Origin of the sequence: Pseudomonas sp. NPDC089734 (assembly GCF_044748865.1) — a bacterium.
In the GTDB taxonomy this organism is placed as follows: Bacteria; Pseudomonadota; Gammaproteobacteria; order Pseudomonadales; family Pseudomonadaceae; genus Aquipseudomonas.
Map to the genome: position 1 here is coordinate 306,066 of NZ_JBIVGV010000003.1, position 18,353 is coordinate 324,418.

Below are 18,353 nucleotides of genomic sequence, written 5' to 3' on the forward strand. Positions count from 1 at the left end.
GAAATTCCGTCTGAAAGTCTCAAAGGTTCAAGCGTTCCGGTCCGTTTCCAGAACGACCACACGTTGTCCGGCGCGCACGGCCGAGCCGGGCTGTACCCGCACGTCACGGACGATGCCATCCACGGGGGCCAGCAGCGGGATTTCCATCTTCATGGACTCCAGCACCACCAGCACATCGCCTGCCGTCACCCGTTCTCCCGGCTGAACCTGGACTTGCCACAGGTTGCCGGCGATATGGCTGTCGACCCCTTGCTGGCCGGGTTCAAGTGCCGGCTCATCGGTGAGCGGTGCGGCACTTTCCTCACTCTCGAAGTCGGCTTGTCCGTTGGCGATCCAGCGTTCGCGTTCGGCCTGGAAGGCGGCTTGCTGCTGGCTGCGAAAGGCGGCGATGCCGTCGGCTTCCTTCGCCAGAAAGTCTTGGTAATCCGTCAGATTCAGGGTGCTGTGCTCGATGCTCAGCGGGTAACGGCCCAGCGGGAAATCGCGGCGGATGCGCAGCAGTTCCTCGGCACTGACCGGGTAGAAGCGAATCTGGTCGAAGAAACGCAGCAGCCAGGGTTTGCCATCGAAGGCGGCGACTTCGCGATAGCGGTTCCACATTTGCAGCGTACGCCCCACGAACTGATAGCCACCAGGGCCTTCCATGCCGTACACGCACATGTAGGCACCGCCGATGCCCACCGAGTTTTCGGCGGTCCAGGTGCGTGCCGGGTTGTACTTGGTGGTGACCAGACGATGACGCGGGTCCAGCGGTGTGGCCACTGGCGCGCCCAGGTAAACATCGCCCAGGCCCATGACCAGATAGCGGGCGTCGAACACGGTGCGCTGCACTTCGTCCAGATTGGGCAGGTCGTTGATGCGCCGGATGAACTCCAGGTTGCTCGGGCACCAGGGCGCATCCTTGCGCACGGTGGTCATGTATTTCTCGATGGCCAGCTGGCAGGCCGGATCGTCCCAGGACAAGGGCAGGTGCACGATGCGCGACGGGACTTGCAGGTCCCCGGTGGTGCAGACGGCATCCCATTCACCGGCCACGATCTCGAGCAGTTGCCCCAGCGGCAATTGTTCGGGCTGATAGTGCACTTGCAGGGAACGAATGCCCGGCGTCAGATCAATCACCCCCGCCAGCGCCTTGCTTTCCAGCGCCTGCATCAAGGCATGGCCCCGGAAACGCAGCACCAGATCCAGTTCGGGCGCACCGATTTCCAGCAGCACATGGGTATCGCCGGAAAGCCGTGCGACCAGGCGTTTGTCGTCCTGGCCAATGTCCAGCACCACCGGCGTCCCATATGGGATGTATTCATCCTGTAGGAGCGGATTCATCCGCGAATGGGTCGATACATCATCTGTGTCTGGGCCGGTGCTTTCGCGACTGAAGTCGCTCCTACAGATGAGGGTACGGGCTTCTTCCAGGCTGACCGGACTGAAGCGCACTTTATCTCCGGCCTTGAGTTGCCCCAGTTGCCACAAGTCCGCTTCGATGATGGTCACCGGGCAGACGAAGCCGCCCAGGCTCGGGCCGTCCGGGCCGAGGATGACCGGCATGTCGCCGGTGAAATCCACCGCGCCGATGGCGTAAGGGTTGTCGTGGATGTTGGACGGGTGCAGACCGGCTTCGCCGCCGTCGGCACGTACCCATTCCGGCTTGGGGCCGATCAGGCGCACGCCGGTGCGGCTGGAGTTGAAATGCACTTCCCAGTCAGTGGCCAGGAAGGTGTCGATGTAGTTTTCGGTGAAATATTCCGGCGCACCATGAGGGCCATAGATCACGCGGATCTGGCGCACATCGGGCAAGTCCGGAACCTGATCGTCCGGTATTTGCTGGCCTGCGCTTCGGTCCGTCAGCGCTGAGACATGCAGCACATCCCCGGCGCGTAAAGCCCGTCCGCCATGGCCGCCGAACTGGCCCAGGGTGAAGGTACTTTTGCTGCCCAGATAATCCGGCACGTCCAGCCCGCCGCGCACACACAGGTAACTGCGTGCCCCGGCACCGGGGATGGTGCCCAGCGCCAGGGTCGAACCGGCAGCGATCGGCAGCGCGGTGTTCATGGCCTGCGGTTCACCGTCAAGGGCGATCGGGATTGCTGCCCCGGTGACCGCGACCACGGCATCGGTATTGAAGCGCAGCAATGGCCCGCTCATGGTGATTTCCAGCGCAGCGCAGCCTTCGGCATTGCCCAGCAGCCGGTTGCCCTGACGCAAGGCACGGCTGTCCATCGGGCCTGAAGGCGGCACGCCGACGGCCCAGTAGCCGAGACGGCCCGGATAATCCTGCACGGTGGTCTGGGTTCCGCCACTGAGGACTTCAAAGGTGTCGGCGTGATAGCTCAGGCCTTCCAGGCAACGGGTCCAGGGTTCGCCGCTGGCAAACGGCGCATCGACGAGGATCTGGCGCAGGTAGTCGCGGTTGGTTTCCACGCCATACAGACGTGTGTCGTCCAGGGCCTGGCTCAGGGCATCGCTGGCGCTCTGCCGATCGGGTGCCCAACTGATGAGCTTGGCAATCATCGGGTCGAAAAAGGGTGGAATCTCGCAACCGGCTTCCACCCAGGTATCGATGCGCAGGCGCTTGCCATCGGCGACGGGAAAGCCCACGGCGGTCAGCAGGCCGGGGCAGGGCTGGAAGTCACGGCCCGGATCTTCGGCATACAGTCGTGCCTGAATGGCATGGCCGGTGGGTTTCAGGCTGGCTTGCAACTGGCTCAGGGGCGGCAGGTCGCCTGCGGCCAGTTGCACCATCCAGCTCACCAGATCGACACCCCATACCTGCTCGGTGACACCGTGTTCAACCTGCAGACGGGTATTCACTTCCAGAAAGTAGAAACGCTGGTCTTCGCTGTCGAAGACAAATTCCACGGTTCCGGCGCTGCGATAATGGACGGCCCTGGCCAGTTTGATGGCGGCTGCGCAGAGTTCGTCGGCCATGCCGTCCGGCAGGTTTGGTGCAGGGGTTTCTTCCAGCACTTTCTGGTTGCGACGCTGCACCGAGCAGTCGCGCACACCAAGGGCCAATACCTCGCCCTGACCGTCACCGAAGACCTGCACTTCAAGGTGGCGGGCGCGCTGGATGTATTTCTCGATGAAGACGCCCGCGTCGCTGAAATTGTTCTGCCCCAGGCGTTTCACCGCCTCGAAGGATTCGGTCAGTTCCTCGGCGCTGCGGCAGACGCGCATGCCGATCCCGCCTCCGCCCGCTGTGCTCTTGAGCATCACCGGATAGCCGATCTCACGGGCTGCCGTCAGGGCCGCTTCGAGACTGTCGAGCAGTTCGGTGCCTTCAAGCATCGGCACGCCATGCTGTCTGGCCAGTGCGCGGGCGGTGTGTTTCAGGCCGAAGACGCGCAGTTGCTCCGGTGTCGGGCCGACGAAGGCAATACCGGCGTCTTCGCAGGCCTGGGCGAAGGCTGCGTTTTCCGAGAGAAAACCGTAGCCGGGGTGAATCGCCCTGGCACCGCTTTCAGCGGCAATGGCGAGGATCTTGTCGACCGCCAGATACGTATTCGCCGCACCGCCTTCGCCCAGGCTGTGGGCTTCGTCGGCCTGCATCAGGTGCAGGCTGGCGGCGTCGGCTTCGGAGTAGACCGCCACGCCCTTGACCTTCAAGGTGCGCAGGGTTCGCAGGATGCGGCAGGCAATGGCGCCACGGTTGGCGATCAGCAGTTTGTCGAACATGGCATAAACCCCGGAAACCCAGGCTCGCTCGGTTTCGTGATGGGAAGCGGGCCGTCCCGCTATGGGTCGTTGCGCACAACGGTCGTCCGTTGTGGTGGGCTCTGAATGTCGCGATTCCGGGATCAGTCCCGAATCAGTATCCGGGCCGGTGTCGGGTTGTAACCGTTGCAGGGGTTGTTCAGTTGCGGGCAGTTGGAGATCAGCACGATCACGTCCATTTCGGCACGCAGCTCGACGTATTTGCCGGGGGCGGAAATGCCGTCCTCGAAGGTCAGGCCGCCTTCGGCCGTCACCGGGACGTTCATGAAGAAGTTGATGTTCGGCCCGATATCGCTCTTGCCCAGCCGCCCGTCATGGGCGCAGGCGCGCAGGTAGTTGTCGCGGCAGCTGTGCATGTGCAGTTTTTCGAGGGCGTAGCGCACGGTGTTGCTTTCCTGGGCGCAGGCACCGCCGAGGGTGTCATGCCGGCCGCAAGTGTCATCGACGATGGTCAGCATCGGCTGGCCGAGGTTGGAATACAGCACGCTGCCGGTGGTCAGGTACACGCTGTTCTGGCGACGCAGGGTGCGTTGCACGTCATAACGCTCGCGCGGATTGGCCAGGCTGTAGAACAGGGTATCGACGGCCTGATTGCCTTCCAGGTCGAGAATGCGCACGGTCTGTCCGGCCTTGACCTCGGTCAGGAAAGGCTCGCCCGCCGGTATGGTCGCGTCGCAGCAGTGGTGAGTCGAATGCATGGCAGGGGCCTCCTCAGGCGAACAGACGGTCGGTGTTGATGAAGCCACGCTCGTTTTCCGGGCGTGACGTGCGGCAATGCTCGGCCACGCTGGCGTCGGCTTTCATCCAGCTCAGCTTCAAAGGCTGCGGGGCGTAGGTCGGGTTGGGGTCCATCGGGTGTTGCAGGGCGGTCAGTACCACCAGCGTGTCCATCGGTGCATACAGTTCGATGTAGTCCCCGGCTTTGGAGTTGTCCGGCACGAAATGCAATGCGCCGGCCTCGTCCACATTGACCCGGCTGAACAGGTTCAGGGTCATCAGCAGGTCGGACAGGCCCAGCCCCCATTTGCCCAGCTCCACCAGCAGGTTGTCGACGCCGTTGCGGAAGAAGCCATTGCGTCGTTCCTGATAGCGGCCCTGGCCGTATTTTTCTGCCACTTCCCGGGCGTTGAGCACGCCACCGATGCTGTCGCTCCAGCCGCAGGTGTCAGCCGTGATGGCTGCCAGTACACGGCCCATGTCCGAATACAGGCAGTGGCCGCGGGTGAGTTTGGCGGTGTGCTGGCATTTGAGGCTGTCGGGCAGGTTAAGGCGCTCGGTCTTTTCATGGGCATTGAGCAGCGTCAGGCTGACGTTGGCATTGCCGTTCAGGTCGGTCAGACGCAGCAGTTCGCCGCGTTTGAGCACAAATGAGCGATGAGCGCCGCCGGGCAACAGCTCTTCGGCGAACACGGAGAACAGGGTGGTTGAATCAGTCATGGATCAGGCTCCTTTCAAGCCGATTGCAACGAATCGAGGGCCGCACGTGCTGCAAGGCGGCCGCTGTTCAGGGGAATGTCGTAGGTGATGCGTGCGCCATAGGCACCGGGGGCGTGGGGGTCATGCCGCACCTTGTCGAACACCATCAGGCGGGTGCCGAGGTTGAAACCTTCGGACAGGTCGTGGGTGACCATGAACACGGTCAGCTTCGTTTCCCGCCACAGCTCCAGCAGCAGGTTGTGCATGTCCTTGCGAATGCCGGGGTCCAGCGCCCCGAAAGGTTCGTCCAGCAGCAGGACGCGAGGTTTCATGATCAACGCCTGAGCGATGGCCAGCCGTTGTTGCATGCCGCCGGACAGTTGGGTCGGGTATTTGTCCAGCGCATGGCCCAGGCCAACCTTGTGCAACAGCACTTCGGCTTGCTCTCGGGCATTGCGCTTGGCCTGCCCGAACAGCCGCCCGATCCAGGGCGCGTTCGGCAGTTCCAGGCCCAGTGCCACGTTGTCCAGCACCGACAGGTGCGGGAAGACTGAGTAGCGCTGGAAGACCACACCACGGCTGGGGTCCGGCTCATGGCTCAAGGCCTTGCCGTCCAGTGTGATTGCGCCACGGCTGGGAGTTTCCTGGCCGAGCAACAGGCGCAGGAAGGTGGACTTGCCGCAGCCCGAGGCGCCGACGAGGGTGCAGAATTCCCCTTCAGCCACGTCCAGGTTCAAGCCTTCGAGCACCACCTGATCGTCGTACTGTTGCCAGACATTGCGTACAGAAATGAAGTTCATCCGCGGGCTCCTTCATACCAGGGGAAGGCCCGACGGGTCAGGGCCTTGAGGCCCCAGTCCATCAGCCAGGCAAGCAGGGTGATCCAGATCACGTAAGGCAGGATCACGTCCATGGCCAGATAGCGCCGCACGAGGAAAATCCGGTAACCCAGCCCGTCCGTGGAGGCGATGGCTTCGGCCGCGATCAGGAACAGCCAGGCCGAACCCAGCACCAGACGCAGCGCGATCAGCAGGCGAGGCAGTAATTGCGGCAGGATCACCCGCAGAATCAACGTCCAGGTCGAGGCACCCAGGGTTTGTGCCTTGATCAGCAATTCGACCGGGATTTCTCGCGCTTTCTGTTCCAGATCCCGGGCCAGAACCGGGGTGATGCCGATGACGATCAGCATCACTTTCGATAACTCGCCCAGGCCGAAAACGATGAACAGAATCGGCAGGATCGCCAGCGGCGGCACCATCGACAACACCGTCAGCAAGGGGGACAGAGGCGCACCGAACATCGGCAGGATGCCCGACGCTATTCCCAGGCACAGCCCCAGCAAGGCGCTGATCCCCAACCCGATGGCCAGCCGTTGCAGGCTGGAACCGGTGTCTTGCCACAGCAGGTAACTGCCGGTGCGCGTGTCTTCGGTGAAGGCCATGCGATGGACCGCATCGGCCATCTGCACTGCGCTGGGCAGCAGTTTGTCGTTGGGGTTCTCCATCAGCCGTGTGGCCGAGCCTGTGAAGTAGGCAAACAGCAACAGGGCGAAGGGCAGAATCACCAGAATCAGGCGGCCGGCCCGGTCCGGGTGGCGATTTATCAAGCGCATGGCAATGACCTTTGGACGGGGTACGGTTTACAGCTTGTTGTCGGCGGCCATCTGCACGTAGCTGGGGTCGAAGTGCAGCTTGAGGTTGGCCTTGTCGCCTTCGGTCACGCCATTGGCGAACGACATGCCCACGGCGCTGGAGTCCCTGGCACCTTCGCCGAGCAGGCCGTGTTCAAAGGAAAAGTTGGCGACCTTGCGCATGGTTTCCGGCAACTGCGTGCTGGTGGCGAACGTCAGGGCTTCTTTAGGCGTGGCGAACAGGCGGGTGGTTTCGAGTTGTGACTGGAACCCCGCCAGATCGGTGCCCGACGCCTTGGCCATGTGTTCCAGCGCGGTCTGGCTGGCAGCCGATTTGGCGTTCATCAGGGCCACCACCTCGAACCAGGCACCGGTCAGGGCCTTGCCCAGCGCCGGGTTGTCCTTCAGGGTCTGGGTGTTGACCACCATCATGTCCATGATCTCGCCGGGGATCTTGCTCGAGTCGAAGACCTGGGTGACGCCGGGCTTGCTCTTGATATCCGAGAGCATCGGGTTCCAGGTGGTGACTGCCTTGACGTCATCTGTGTTGAAGGCGGCCGAGATATCGGCGTCCGAAGTGTTGACCACTTTCAGGTCTTTTTCGGTGAGGTCGGCACTTTCCAGCGCACGGGCCAGCAGGTAGTGGGACACCGACAGCTCCACCAGATTGACGTCCATGCCCTTGAGGTCGGCGACTTTCTTGCCTTCGCCCTTGAGGACGATACCGTCGTTGCCGTTGGAGAAGTCGCTGACGATCAGTGCGGTGCTTTCCACGCCGCCAGCGGCCGGAATGGTCAGGGCGTCCATGTTGGTCATCGTGCAGCCATCGAACTGGCCGGCGGTGTACTGATTGATCGACTCAACGTAGTCGTTGAGCTGGGTGACATCGATCTTGATGCCGTACTTCTTCGCCCACTTGTCGACAATGCCCTGGGTGCCTGCGTATTCCCACGGCATCCAGCCCGCGTAGATGGTCCAGCAGACGTTGAAATGATCTTTGGGAGCGGCCTGTGCCGAGAGGCTCAATGCAGCGATGAGGCCTGCGGTGAGCAGACCGGACAGACGGGACTTTGGCTTGTGCTTCTGCATGCTGAATAAACCTCCAGTAGTGAAAGGGGCGGCCAGGAGCAACTCGACACCACTGGTGTCCTGTCTCCCGGGCTTTTATCCCGCCGTGTAACCTCTACTGGAGGTCGCCAACTCTCGGACCAGCCACTTGCCTGTCGGCAAGCCGGAACCCTAGTCGGCTATTGCAAATTGTGGTGCCGCGAAGCGGTGTTGACTCCTGCACACCCATCGTTAAGCGAGAGTTGTGCCAACTTGCTGCACGCCTTGTTTCTTCATGGATTGCTTAAAAGGAAGGTGGGCTTTCAGGGGCAGGGCTGCCTTGTGCTGGTGCAGGTTTGCACCGTGATGAGGCGTCATGGGCTGAAATGTTTTGTATCACCTTTGTACGGCGCTGGAGCAGGCCCGCAGGCCTTGGTTTTCAGGGCTTTTCGGGGCTGTCTGGCCCTGCATGGCAAGGGGAGGATTCCGCACTAGATGGCCTTTTTGCTGTCTGAATCTTCGTCCGCCCACTCTATGGGGCCGATGCCGACCAGCGTCGCTGGTTGTGCCCAATCGCGGTCCAAGGAGGCCGCCATGTATCGAAAATCCTTGCTTATCGCTTTGCTGTCCCTGTTCATGACGGGGTGCTATGCAGGCCCCGGTTACTACGAATCCGAGGTATACACGCAACCGACGACGGTGCTCGCTGGAGGCTATGCCTATGACAACGGTTATCGCTCTTCCTACTACCAGGAACGACGCATCTATGTAGCGCCGCAGACACGTTATTACTACAGCTCGCCACCGCGTTATTACGCCCCACCACCCATGCCGCGCTATTACGCGCCGCCTCCGCCACCCCGTTATTACCAGCCCGGACGGCCACCGGGGCATGGATGGCGGGATAACCGGTTCCGTGGCCATGACGGCTATCGGAATGACTACCGCGGCAGCCGGTCATGGGACCGTGGCCGAGGTGATGGACGTTATTGATCTCGTGGGAGCGGATTTATCCGCGAATGGTCCGTTCGCGAATGAATTCGCTCCTACAGGTCGGCCAGTGGGTGCCGGCCTTCCCATGTCTTGGCGAAATGAGCCTCGATCACGGCTGATGGCAGGGTGGCGACATCCTGCCAGTGCCAGTGGGGCGTGTGGTCCTTGTCGATGAGGCGCGCCCGAACACCTTCATTGAACTCCGGATGGCGGCAGCAATTGAGGCTCATGGCGTATTCCATCTGGAACACCTGAGCCAGTGACAGATGCCGGGCCCTTGCAATCTGCTCCCAGACCAGATGGGCCGTCAGCGGGCAGCCCTCCAGCAGATTCCTGGCGCAACGTGCCAGCAAGGCATCGCCCTGATGTTGAAGGTGGCTGATGGCATTCCAGGCGCCTGGCAGGTTTCCCACATCCAGCAACTCATCGATCTGATGTCGGCGCGGCAGCCACTGGGCTTCAGGCAAGTGGCTGACGGCTTCCTGTTGCAGGGCCTTGAGCAAGCTGTTGAGCTGGATATCGGTCTGTTCCTGCCAGTTCAGTTGCAGCAGGCCTTCGATCAAGTCGTCCTGTTGTTCGTCGAGCAGGAAACGGTCGGCCAGGTCCAGGTCCAGCGCATCACGGCCATTGATGTGGGCACCGGTCATCCCCAGAAACAGACCCAGCTTGCCGGGCAGACGGGACAGAAACCAGCTGGCCCCCACGTCCGGGTACAGGCCGATGCTGATTTCGGGCATCGCCAGGCGGCTGCTGGGCGTGACGATACGAATGCTGGCACCCTGCAACAGGCCCATACCGCCACCCAGCACATAGCCGTGGCCCCAGCAGATCAAGGGTTTCGGATAGGTGTGCAGGCTGTAGTCCAGCCGGTACTCGGCTGCGAAAAAGCTGGCGGCCAGGGCTGGCACGGTTCCCGGTTCTTCGCGGCAGGCTTCGGCCAGCGAACGAACCTCACCGCCAGCGCAGAATGCTTTCGGCCCGTTGCCCCGCAGCAGGACGCAGACGATCTGTGGGTTGGCCGCCCAGGCATCGAGCTGATCCTGAAGCGCAAGAATCATGGGCAGTGACAGGGCATTGAGGGATTTCTCGGCATCCAGACTGGCGAGACCTATCCGGGCACCATCCTGGGCATGCAGCTCTTTGAATTGCAGATTCATCATGACCCTCTCGTGGGTACGGCAGCGATCTTTATCATGCCGTGCGGGAAGCCGCAGACGGCTGTCTGAGGTCAAGTGTAGGAAACGGCTGGTTCAATGCTGGACATTTGACATTGGCTGCCAGCTTTCCTAGTGTCGCGCAGTGTTTTTACCGGGTATGACCATGACAAGCGATGACCGCATCAAACTTGAGCCCAGCTGGAAACAGGCGCTGCGCGAAGAGTTCGACCAACCTTATATGGCGCAGTTGCGTGAGTTCCTTCGCCAGGAACACGCGGAAGGCAAAGAGATCTATCCGCCCGGGCCGTTGATCTTCAATGCGCTCAACTCGACGCCACTGGACAAGGTCAAGGTCGTCATTCTCGGCCAGGACCCTTATCACGGCCCGGGTCAGGCCCATGGCCTGTGCTTTTCGGTACAGCCCGGCGTGCCTGCGCCACCTTCGCTGGTCAACATCTTCAAGGAATTGAAGCGTGACCTGAACATCGACATTCCCAACCACGGCTGTCTGCAATCCTGGGCCGATCAGGGGGTGCTGATGCTCAACACCACGCTGACGGTACAGCGGGCCAATGCGGCATCCCATGCCGGTAAAGGCTGGCAGCATTTCACTGACCGGGTCATCGAAGTGGTCAGCGCACACCAGCCGCACCTGGTCTTTCTGCTGTGGGGTTCCCATGCACAAGGCAAGCGGAAACTGGTCGATGCCACCAAGCACCTGGTGCTGACCTCGGTCCACCCGTCACCGCTGTCGGCCTACAAGGGCTTTCTGGGGAACGGGCATTTCGGTCGCGCCAACAAGTATCTGGAACAGAACGGTATGACGCCGATTGACTGGTATCTGCCAAATATCTGAACCAGACGACCACCCGTAGGAGCGAATTCATTCGCGAAAGAATCAGTACTCCAGCATTAAACACCGCGTCTGGAATACCGCCTTCCCGGATGAATCCGGTCCTACAGGTGTGAGGTTCGTTTGTTCCAGCGTCTGAACAACGGTTCAGCCAGAAACAGCACAAACAACAGGCGCATGACCTGCATGGCCGTCACCAGCGGTACCGAAAGCTGAAGCACCTCGGCCGTCAGGCTCATTTCGGCGATGCCGCCGGGCATCATGCCCAGGGTCAGCGAGCGCAGATCCAGATGGGTGAGAGCGCTCAAGCCCAAGGCCGCGAGGGCAGCGATGAGCATGGTCAGGGCTGTGCCGATCAGCGTTCTGCCGAGAAAGGACGGTGCCCGTCGAAAGAACTCACGATTGAAATGACAGCCCAGGCCGCTGCCGATCAGCAACTGGCCGAGTTGACTGGCCCCGTTGGGCAGGCCGATCTTCAAATCCCAGGTCACACTGACCACCGAACTGAGCAGCAGGGGGCCGAACAGCCAGGGATTGGGTTGTTTGAGACGTTCCCAGAAAAACGCCAGCACCGCGCCCATGGGCAACAGAAACAGCAACCAGCGCCAGTCCACGGTGGTGGCGTGCAGCGCCGGAGCACCATCGCCCAGCAAGTATTTGAAGATGGCCGGTACACACAACACCACCGCCAGCACCCGCAGGCTCTGAGCCGCCGCCACGCTGCTGAGGGTTGCGCCATTGCGTGCTCCAAGGTTGACCATCTCCCCCGAACCGCCGGGCATGCTGGAGAAGAACGCGGTCGGGCGGTCTTCTCCTGTGCGCAACATCAGCCACACTCCGACCATGCTGGAAAGGCTGGTCACCAGCGCGCCGAAGAAAATCAGCCCGAAGTGTTCCAGCACTTGCTCGATGACCACGGGGGTGAAGTGCAGGCCGATCCCGATGCCAATGATCAGTTGCCCGCACTTGCGCCCGCCGGGGATCTGGGTCAGTTGCCAGGGGGTCAGGCAGCGTACCAGGATGATCGCCAGCAACGAGCCGACCATCCAGGGCAGCGGCCAGCCGACCTGGCTGGCGAGGTATCCGCCCAGCAGGCCGACCAGCGGGGTGCCCCACCAGCTCCGCAAGCCGCGATCAGGCATTGGCCATCGCACGGGACCTGGCGCGTTTGCGCCAGATGCGGAACAGCGGGAACAGCAGCATGAACAGGGTCAGGACCCAGACGCCCATGCTGATCGGACTGGACCAGAGTATTTCCAGCGCACCATTGGAAATCGACAGGGCACGACGCAGGTTCTGCTCCATCAGACCACCCAGGATGAACCCGAGCAGGATCGGCGACAGCGGGAAATCCAGCTTGCGCAGGATGTAACCGAAGATACCGATACCGACCATCAGGAACAGGTCGAAGGTCGTGGCATGCACGGCGTAGACGCCAATCCCGGTAATGATCGCGATCACCGGCACCAGTGCCCAGTTCGGCACGGCCAGGATGCGGGTGAAGATACGAATCATCGGAATGTTGAGGATCACCAGCATGATGTTGGCGATGAACAACGACGCGATCAGGCCCCAGACGATGTCCGGTTGTTGCTGGAACAGCATCGGGCCGGGCGTGATGTTGTACAGCGACAGGGCGCCGATCATCACCGCCGTGGTGCCGGAGCCAGGAACCCCCAGGGTCAGCATGGGCACCAGCGCGCCGCAGGCGGTTGCACCGATGGCGGTTTCCGGGGCGGCCAGGCCGCGCATGTCGCCCTTGCCGAACTCGCCATCCGGGCCGGCAATGCGTTTTTCAGTCATGTAGGCCACGGCACTGGCCAGGGTTGCTCCGGCACCCGGCAAGACACCGAGTACAAAGCCCATCAGGCCGCTACGAATGTTCACCGCGAATACTGCCGAAGCTTCCTTGAGGTTGAAGAGCATGCGTCCGGTGGCTTTGACCGCTTCCTGGCCACGGTGGGTCTTCTCCAGCAGCAACAGAATCTCGCTGATGGAAAACAGGCCCAGAACCAGCACGACGAACTGAATGCCGTCCGCCAGGTGGATGTTGTCGCCGGTAAAGCGGTATACGCCGCTGTTGGCATCGATACCCACGGCCGACAGAAACAGTCCGATCAGCGCTGCGATGAAGGTCTTGAGCGGTCGATCTCCGGCCATGCCGCCCAGGCAGACAATCGCAAACACCATCAGTACGAAGTATTCCGCCGGTCCAAAGGCGATCGCCCATTTGGCCAGCATCGGAGCAAACAACACCATGCCGCAGGTGGCGATGAACGCGCCGATGAACGAGCTCCAGGCCGACAGCGACAGGGCGACACCGGCGAGTCCTTTGCGGGCCATCGGGTAGCCGTCCAGCGTGGTCATGACCGTTGAGGCCTCGCCGGGAATGTTCAGCAGAATCGAGCTGATGCGACCGCCGTATTCGCAGCCCAGATACACCGCTGCCAGCAGGATCAGTGCCGACTCCGGTGGCAGGCCCAGGGCGAAGGCGATGGGAATCAGCAGCGCTACGCCGTTGATCGGTCCAAGGCCCGGCAGCAGGCCGACGATGGTACCGATCAAGGTGCCGGAAAGGGCTGTGACCAGGTTGTAAGGGGTGAGGGCGACATCGAATCCCTGACCCAGGTAGCTGAAAGTATCCATCATCAATTCTCCAGAACGCTGAGCAGGCCCAAGGGCAAGGGAACGTCCATGGTTTTATCGAACAGCAGATAAAGGCCGACGCTCATCAGGGTCACGACCACGACGCTCGGCATCCAGCGCCCGCCGTACAGGCGTGCCATGGGAATGCCGATCAGGATGCTGCTGAGAATGAAGCCCAGCGGCTCGAACAGGCCGGCAAAGACCAGCAACAGTGCGATGCAGGTGCCGATCTTGATCAGGGTTTCGCGATCCAGAGGCGGCTCGTCTTCGGAGTGCACGATGGGCGTCGGGCGAATCAGCATGTACAGCAGCGCCACGCCCATCAGGCTCAGCATCAAGAGCGGAAAGGCCCGGGGGCCGACGGGTTCATAGGAAAAAGGTGCCTGATAAGGCCAGGCCATCAGGGCCAGGCCGGCGCATGCCAGTAACAGCACGGCAGCGAAAATGCGTTGCAAGACCATGGGAAACTCCTGGTCGGGCCTGGCTGACAGGCCCGACGTTTTGTCAGTCAATTGAGTTCAATCACTGAATCAGGCCGAATTCCCTGGCCAGCATCTTGTAGTCGGCCACCTGTTTCTTGACGTAGGTGTCCAGTTCCGCGCCGGTCATGGCGAACGGGAACAGCTCGCGCTGATCGCGCAATTTGGCGAAGTCTTCAGACGCCAGCACCTTGTCGAACGACTCCTTCCACCAGTTGTAGGCTTCGTCGCTGACCTTGGGGCCGACATAGAAACCGCGAACCACCGGCCAGACGATGTCGTAACCCTGCTCCTTGGCGGTCGGAATGTCTTTCATTTCCGGCTCGTCGATACGCTTCTCTGCGAACACCGCCAGCAGGCGCATGTCACCGCTCAGGATGTGGGGCATGGAGTCGGAGATGTCGGTACTGCCGACCTGAATGTGCCCGCCGAGCAGGGCGGTCGCGATTTCACCGCCACCTTCAAGGGCGACATAACGCAATTCGCGCGGGTTGATGCCTGCGGCTTTTGCGATCAGAGCGGTCTGCATCCAGTCCTGGCTGCCAACGGTGCCGCCGGAGCCGATCACGACCTTGCTGGGATCGGTCTTGAGTGCCTTGACCAGATCATCGAGGTTTTTGTAAGGCGAATCGCTTTTGACCGCGATAGCGCCATAGCTGGTGCCGACGGCCGCGAGCCAGCGCACGGCATTTTCATCGAAACGGCCGAACTTGCCCTGCGCCAGGTTGAGCAGCGAGCCGCTGGACCAGGCCACCAGTGTTCCGGCATCGGCTGGGCGCTGGGCGACCACGGCGTTGTAGGCCACGGCTCCGACACCGCCTGGCATGTAGGTCACGCGCATGGGAGAGGTCAGGATCTTTTCATTGATCAGAGCGCTCTGGACCAGCTTGCAGGTCAGGTCGAAGCCGCCACCCGGCGAAGCCGGTGCGATGCATTCCGGACGCTTGGGTTCTGCGGCGAACAGGTGGGTGGCAACCAGCATGCAGCCAGCGGCCAGGCTCAAATGACGCAGGGATGGAATCATGGTCAGTCTCCTGAAGCGTTTTTTGTTTTTGGATTAGAGAAGCTGTTCAGTGCGATTTTCGGGCATGCGGCAAGCAATACCGCTGACCGATACGGGTTATCGTCGACGTGAATGAGGGGAGCGGACGCTCGACAAACCGGTGTGAAGCAAGAGAAACGCGCCTGAGTTTTCAGGGCGAGGGACGAACGCAAGAGCCAGAGATGGCTTTGGCATGGTTGACTCCGTTTATTGTTTTTATTCTACAGACGCATCCAGGCGCCTTTGTTTGTATGCCCTTTTACGGGCTGCGTTGCGATGCTAAATGGTGAACCTTTCAAAAACCTTTCAACTATCTTTGGATGAGAAGCGTAATCGCATCGAGTTGTTTCAATGCTTCACAGGTTGTGGCACGCCTGTAAACTCCGCTCCCGTGCCTTTATAACAATATCCAGAATCAGGAGACGGCGATGCGTGTTCTTCTCGTCGAAGACCATCTGCAACTGGCTGAAAGTATTGCGCAGGCGCTCAAGGGCGCGGGTTTGAACGTAGATGTATTACACGATGGCGTCGCGGCCGATCTGGCCTTGAGTAGCGAGCAATACGCCGTGGCAATCCTCGATGTGGGGTTGCCGCGCATGGACGGTTTTGAAGTGCTGGGCCGTCTGCGGGCACGAGGCAAGAACCTCCCGGTGTTGATGCTGACCGCCCGCAGCGACGTCAAGGACCGGGTACATGGCCTGAACCTGGGAGCCGACGATTACCTGGCCAAGCCATTCGAGCTGTCGGAGCTGGAAGCACGAGTCAAGGCACTGCTTCGGCGCAGTGTGCTGGGCGGTGAGCGTCAGCAGCGCTGTGGTGTGTTGGCCTATGACCTGGACATCAGGCGTTTCACCCTGGGCAATGAGCTGATGACATTGACCTCCCGTGAGCAGGCCGTGCTTGAAGCGTTGATTGCCCGGCCGGGGCGGGTGATGAGCAAGGAACAACTGGCGGCCCAGGTGTTCGGTCTCGATGAAGAGGCCAGCCCGGATGCCATCGAAATCTATGTCCATCGCTTGCGCAAGAAGCTCGACGGTCACCCTGTGGCCATCGTGACTTTCCGTGGCCTTGGGTATCTGCTGGAAAACCGTGATGCGTAACGACAGCCTGCGCTGGCGGCTGTTATGGAACCTGGCATTGCTGCTGGTCATGCTGATGCTGGCCAGCGGCATGAGCGCTTACTGGAACGGGCGCGAGGTTGCCGATACGGCCTACGACCGGACCCTGCTGGCATCGGCGCGGACCATCGCGGCGGGGCTGACTCAGCGTGACGGTACGCTGAGCGCCGATGTGCCTTATGTGGCGCTGGATACCTTCGTCTACGACAGCGAAGGCCGGATCTACTATCAGGTCAACGACATCAACAAGACGCTGATTTCCGGCTATGAAAACCTGCCGTCTCCGCCGCCCGGTACCTTGCGTACCGACGATTACCCGGCGCTGGCCAAGTTCTATAACGGGGTTTATCTGGGGCAGGACGTACGGGTGGTCAGCCTGCTCAAGCCGGTCAGCGAGCCAGGCATGAACGGCATTGCGGAAATCCGTGTGGCTGAAACCCAGGAGGCCCGGGTGCGGATGGCTCGCAGTCTGATGGCCGACACGCTGCTGAGGCTGGGCATGCTGGGAGGCGGAGCCCTGTTGCTGGTCTGGATCACGGTCAGTTCCGCACTGCGTCCGCTTGAACGGCTGCGTACTGCAGTGGAAGAGCGGCAGCCCGATGACCTGCGTTCATTGCCCATGGTCGAGGTCCAGCATGAACTGCGCCCTTTGGTGAATGCGCTCAACCATTTCACCGAACGCCTGCGCCAGCAGTTCGAGCGTCAGGCGCAATTCATTGCCGATGCGGCCCATGAACTGCGCACGCCTCTGGCCGCGCTCAAGGCGCGGGTCGAACTGGGCTTGCGGGATCCTGATCCGGCTCATTGGCGCACCACCCTTGAGGCGGCATCCCAGGGAACGGACCGCCTGACATCGCTGGCCAATCAGTTGCTGTCATTGGCGCGCATTGAAAACGGTGCCCGGGCGATTGCCGAGGGCGGCGTGCAGGAACTGGATCTGAGCCAGCTGGCTCGCGAACTGGGCATGGCGATGGCGCCCCTGGCGCATTCCCGTGGTGTGGCGTTGGCCCTTGAAGCCAACGAGCCGGTCTGGCTGCGTGGTGAACCGACGTTGCTCAACGAGCTGCTGAGCAATCTGGTCGACAATGCCCTGGCGCATACGCCCGTGGGCGGCAACGTGATCTTGCGGGTCTATGCGCCCTGCATTCTCGAAGTCGAAGATGATGGCTCGGGCATCCCGGAAGAGGATCGTGAGCGGGTCTTCGAGCGCTTCTACCGCCGTAATCAGCAGGGGAGCGGCTCAGGGCTGGGGCTGGCGATCGTCGGAGAGATCTGCCGCGCTCACCTGGCACACATCACGTTGCATGACGGTGCTGAGCGCGGCTTGAAGGTGCGGGTCAGTTTTGCGGCCTTTCAGTAAAGCATGTCCATCGCAGCGTCCATTTCAGCGCTCAACAGTCCGCCGGCCACATTCAGTCGTAATTGATGAAAGGCCGGCAGGTCGACGATATCGATCTGGCTGAAAGGATGCCCGGTGTCCCTGTGTATGTGGAGGGTGGCAACCTGTACCAGATCGATATAGTCGGCGCTTTTCGATACGCGGGTGAAGTCCTGGAACTGGGCTGGAACGGCCGCCAGTGGCTCCGGGAAATCCCATGAGCGCAGCAGGCGCTCACCGATGATCGGGTGAATGTTGTCGATCACGTGATTGAGGCTGACCGGGTCTGCCAGCAGCTCGAAATGGTCTTCGGCATAGGTCAGGATCGGCAGGATGCCGATCAGGTGAATCAGCCCGGCGAGCGTCGCCTGATCCGGTTTCAGATGGGTGTAACGGTGACACAGGGTGTAACTGATCCCGGCCACCTGCAGGCTCTGTTTCCAGATCTCGCGCATCTTCTGTTCGATGACTTCCGACTTGGCGTGAAACATCTGCTCGACCACCAGCCCGATGGCCAGGTTGCAGGTGTAATTGACGCCCAGGCGACGAATGGCGGTGTTCACGTCGCTGACTTCAAAGTTGGCGCGCAGCAGTGGGCTGTTCGCAACCTTGATCAGCCGTGCGGAAAGCGCGGTGTCGCTGCCGATGACTTTGCTCAGTTCGGCAATGCTTATTTCGGTGTTCTCGGCAGCCAGACGAATTTTAAGTGCTACCTCTGGCAGGGTAGGCAAAAACAAGGCATCTCTGTCGATCGCCTTGATCAGGTTTCTCTGCACCTCGTCAGCCATCTTGCTCATGTTGCATCTCGCAGCCGTTGGGGGTGTTCACACCCCCTGGACGCCATATAAGCGCCAGGGGGCCGAATAGCTTTTGTGACAGTCGG

Annotated in this window: 16 protein-coding genes and 1 riboswitch; of the genes, 4 read left to right on the forward strand and 12 right to left on the reverse strand. The window is 61.2% G+C overall.

What is annotated here, in order from left to right; all coding sequences use genetic code 11:
- Window positions 1-27: 27 nt before the first annotated feature.
- From uca to ACIPY9_RS06120, 6 genes are all read right to left on the reverse strand, one after another.
- Entirely contained in the window at window positions 28-3,672 is a 3,645-nt protein-coding gene (uca, locus tag ACIPY9_RS06095) for an urea carboxylase (RefSeq protein ID WP_400698054.1), read from the reverse strand.
- Window positions 3,673-3,794: 122 nt separating this feature from the next.
- A complete protein-coding gene (locus tag ACIPY9_RS06100) occupies window positions 3,795-4,409 on the reverse strand; it encodes an urea amidolyase associated protein UAAP2 (RefSeq protein WP_400698056.1) in 615 nt (204 codons plus the stop codon).
- Window positions 4,410-4,422: 13 nt separating this feature from the next.
- Entirely contained in the window at window positions 4,423-5,148 is a 726-nt protein-coding gene (locus ACIPY9_RS06105; RefSeq protein ID WP_400698058.1) for an urea amidolyase associated protein UAAP1, read from the reverse strand.
- A gap of 14 nt (window positions 5,149-5,162) precedes the next feature.
- Window positions 5,163-5,927: an ABC transporter ATP-binding protein gene (locus tag ACIPY9_RS06110; RefSeq protein ID WP_400698061.1), complete on the reverse strand. Its 765-nt coding sequence runs from the start codon at window positions 5,925-5,927 to the stop codon at window positions 5,163-5,165.
- Entirely contained in the window at window positions 5,924-6,739 is an 816-nt protein-coding gene (locus tag ACIPY9_RS06115) for an ABC transporter permease (protein ID WP_400698063.1), read from the reverse strand. The genes ACIPY9_RS06110 and ACIPY9_RS06115 overlap by 4 nt, the downstream gene beginning before the upstream one ends.
- Before the next feature lie 27 nt (window positions 6,740-6,766).
- Entirely contained in the window at window positions 6,767-7,846 is a 1,080-nt protein-coding gene (locus ACIPY9_RS06120) for a putative urea ABC transporter substrate-binding protein (protein WP_400698066.1), read from the reverse strand.
- 62 nt (window positions 7,847-7,908) lie between these two features.
- Window positions 7,909-8,011, reverse strand: a riboswitch (guanidine-I (ykkC/yxkD leader).
- A gap of 429 nt (window positions 8,012-8,440) precedes the next feature.
- Between ACIPY9_RS06120 and ACIPY9_RS06125 the strand changes: the two genes are divergently transcribed.
- Entirely contained in the window at window positions 8,441-8,797 is a 357-nt protein-coding gene (locus tag ACIPY9_RS06125) for a hypothetical protein (RefSeq protein WP_400698322.1), read from the forward strand.
- A gap of 53 nt (window positions 8,798-8,850) precedes the next feature.
- Here the strand turns inward: ACIPY9_RS06125 and ACIPY9_RS06130 are convergent, their stop codons facing one another.
- Complete coding sequence (locus tag ACIPY9_RS06130; RefSeq protein WP_400698324.1) at window positions 8,851-9,954, reverse strand: enoyl-CoA hydratase/isomerase family protein; 1,104 nt, start codon at window positions 9,952-9,954, stop codon at window positions 8,851-8,853.
- Between the two features lie 163 nt (window positions 9,955-10,117).
- On the opposite strand from ACIPY9_RS06130, the gene ung reads away from it, so the two are divergent.
- Window positions 10,118-10,810, forward strand: coding sequence for a uracil-DNA glycosylase (gene ung, locus ACIPY9_RS06135; protein WP_400698068.1), 693 nt, complete (start codon window positions 10,118-10,120; stop codon window positions 10,808-10,810).
- A 101-nt stretch (window positions 10,811-10,911) separates the two neighbouring features.
- Here ung and ACIPY9_RS06140 read toward each other — a convergent pair whose 3' ends face one another.
- From ACIPY9_RS06140 to ACIPY9_RS06155, 4 genes are all read right to left on the reverse strand, one after another.
- Window positions 10,912-11,949 carry an AbrB family transcriptional regulator gene (locus ACIPY9_RS06140; RefSeq protein ID WP_400698071.1) on the reverse strand — a complete coding sequence of 346 codons (1,038 nt, stop codon included), beginning with the start codon at window positions 11,947-11,949 and terminating at the stop codon, window positions 10,912-10,914.
- Window positions 11,942-13,453 (reverse strand): tripartite tricarboxylate transporter permease, encoded by a 1,512-nt coding sequence (locus tag ACIPY9_RS06145; protein WP_400698326.1) that lies wholly within the window; start codon window positions 13,451-13,453, stop codon window positions 11,942-11,944. The genes ACIPY9_RS06140 and ACIPY9_RS06145 overlap by 8 nt, the downstream gene beginning before the upstream one ends.
- A 2-nt stretch (window positions 13,454-13,455) precedes the next feature.
- Entirely contained in the window at window positions 13,456-13,914 is a 459-nt protein-coding gene (locus tag ACIPY9_RS06150; RefSeq protein ID WP_400698074.1) for a tripartite tricarboxylate transporter TctB family protein, read from the reverse strand.
- Window positions 13,915-13,975: 61 nt separating this feature from the next.
- Window positions 13,976-14,956, reverse strand: a complete 981-nt coding sequence (locus ACIPY9_RS06155) for a Bug family tripartite tricarboxylate transporter substrate binding protein (protein WP_400698076.1) — start codon at window positions 14,954-14,956, stop codon at window positions 13,976-13,978.
- Window positions 14,957-15,402: 446 nt separating this feature from the next.
- Between ACIPY9_RS06155 and ACIPY9_RS06160 the strand changes: the two genes are divergently transcribed.
- Together ACIPY9_RS06160 and ACIPY9_RS06165 are read left to right on the forward strand one after the other, a co-directional pair.
- Window positions 15,403-16,074: a response regulator gene (locus ACIPY9_RS06160; protein ID WP_400698079.1), complete on the forward strand. Its 672-nt coding sequence runs from the start codon at window positions 15,403-15,405 to the stop codon at window positions 16,072-16,074.
- Window positions 16,067-17,452, forward strand: a complete 1,386-nt coding sequence (locus tag ACIPY9_RS06165) for a sensor histidine kinase (protein WP_400698082.1) — start codon at window positions 16,067-16,069, stop codon at window positions 17,450-17,452. Before ACIPY9_RS06160 ends, ACIPY9_RS06165 begins: the two co-directional genes overlap by 8 nt.
- On the opposite strand, the gene ACIPY9_RS06170 is transcribed toward ACIPY9_RS06165, so the two are convergent.
- A complete protein-coding gene (locus ACIPY9_RS06170; RefSeq protein ID WP_400698084.1) occupies window positions 17,446-18,267 on the reverse strand; it encodes an HDOD domain-containing protein in 822 nt (273 codons plus the stop codon). The genes ACIPY9_RS06165 and ACIPY9_RS06170 overlap by 7 nt on opposite strands.
- Window positions 18,268-18,353: the final 86 nt, after the last annotated feature.

Bases quoted from the DNA above. Each gene is read 5' to 3' on its own strand.
- ACIPY9_RS06100 (WP_400698056.1), bottom strand. From the start codon at position 4,409: ATGCATTCGACTCACCACTGCTGCGACGCGACCATACCGGCGGGCGAG.
- ACIPY9_RS06170 (WP_400698084.1), bottom strand. From the start codon at position 18,267: ATGAGCAAGATGGCTGACGAGGTGCAGAGAAACCTGATCAAGGCGATC.
- ACIPY9_RS06160 (WP_400698079.1), top strand. From the start codon at position 15,403: ATGCGTGTTCTTCTCGTCGAAGACCATCTGCAACTGGCTGAAAGTATT.
- ung (WP_400698068.1), top strand. From the start codon at position 10,118: ATGACAAGCGATGACCGCATCAAACTTGAGCCCAGCTGGAAACAGGCG.
- ACIPY9_RS06145 (WP_400698326.1), bottom strand. From the start codon at position 13,453: ATGGATACTTTCAGCTACCTGGGTCAGGGATTCGATGTCGCCCTCACC.
- ACIPY9_RS06120 (WP_400698066.1), bottom strand. From the start codon at position 7,846: ATGCAGAAGCACAAGCCAAAGTCCCGTCTGTCCGGTCTGCTCACCGCA.
- ACIPY9_RS06130 (WP_400698324.1), bottom strand. From the start codon at position 9,954: ATGAATCTGCAATTCAAAGAGCTGCATGCCCAGGATGGTGCCCGGATA.
- ACIPY9_RS06155 (WP_400698076.1), bottom strand. From the start codon at position 14,956: ATGATTCCATCCCTGCGTCATTTGAGCCTGGCCGCTGGCTGCATGCTG.
- uca (WP_400698054.1), bottom strand. From the start codon at position 3,672: ATGTTCGACAAACTGCTGATCGCCAACCGTGGCGCCATTGCCTGCCGC.
- ACIPY9_RS06110 (WP_400698061.1), bottom strand. From the start codon at position 5,927: ATGAACTTCATTTCTGTACGCAATGTCTGGCAACAGTACGACGATCAG.
- ACIPY9_RS06165 (WP_400698082.1), top strand. From the start codon at position 16,067: ATGCGTAACGACAGCCTGCGCTGGCGGCTGTTATGGAACCTGGCATTG.
- ACIPY9_RS06105 (WP_400698058.1), bottom strand. From the start codon at position 5,148: ATGACTGATTCAACCACCCTGTTCTCCGTGTTCGCCGAAGAGCTGTTG.
- ACIPY9_RS06115 (WP_400698063.1), bottom strand. From the start codon at position 6,739: ATGCGCTTGATAAATCGCCACCCGGACCGGGCCGGCCGCCTGATTCTG.
- ACIPY9_RS06125 (WP_400698322.1), top strand. From the start codon at position 8,441: ATGACGGGGTGCTATGCAGGCCCCGGTTACTACGAATCCGAGGTATAC.
- ACIPY9_RS06140 (WP_400698071.1), bottom strand. From the start codon at position 11,949: ATGCCTGATCGCGGCTTGCGGAGCTGGTGGGGCACCCCGCTGGTCGGC.
- ACIPY9_RS06150 (WP_400698074.1), bottom strand. From the start codon at position 13,914: ATGGTCTTGCAACGCATTTTCGCTGCCGTGCTGTTACTGGCATGCGCC.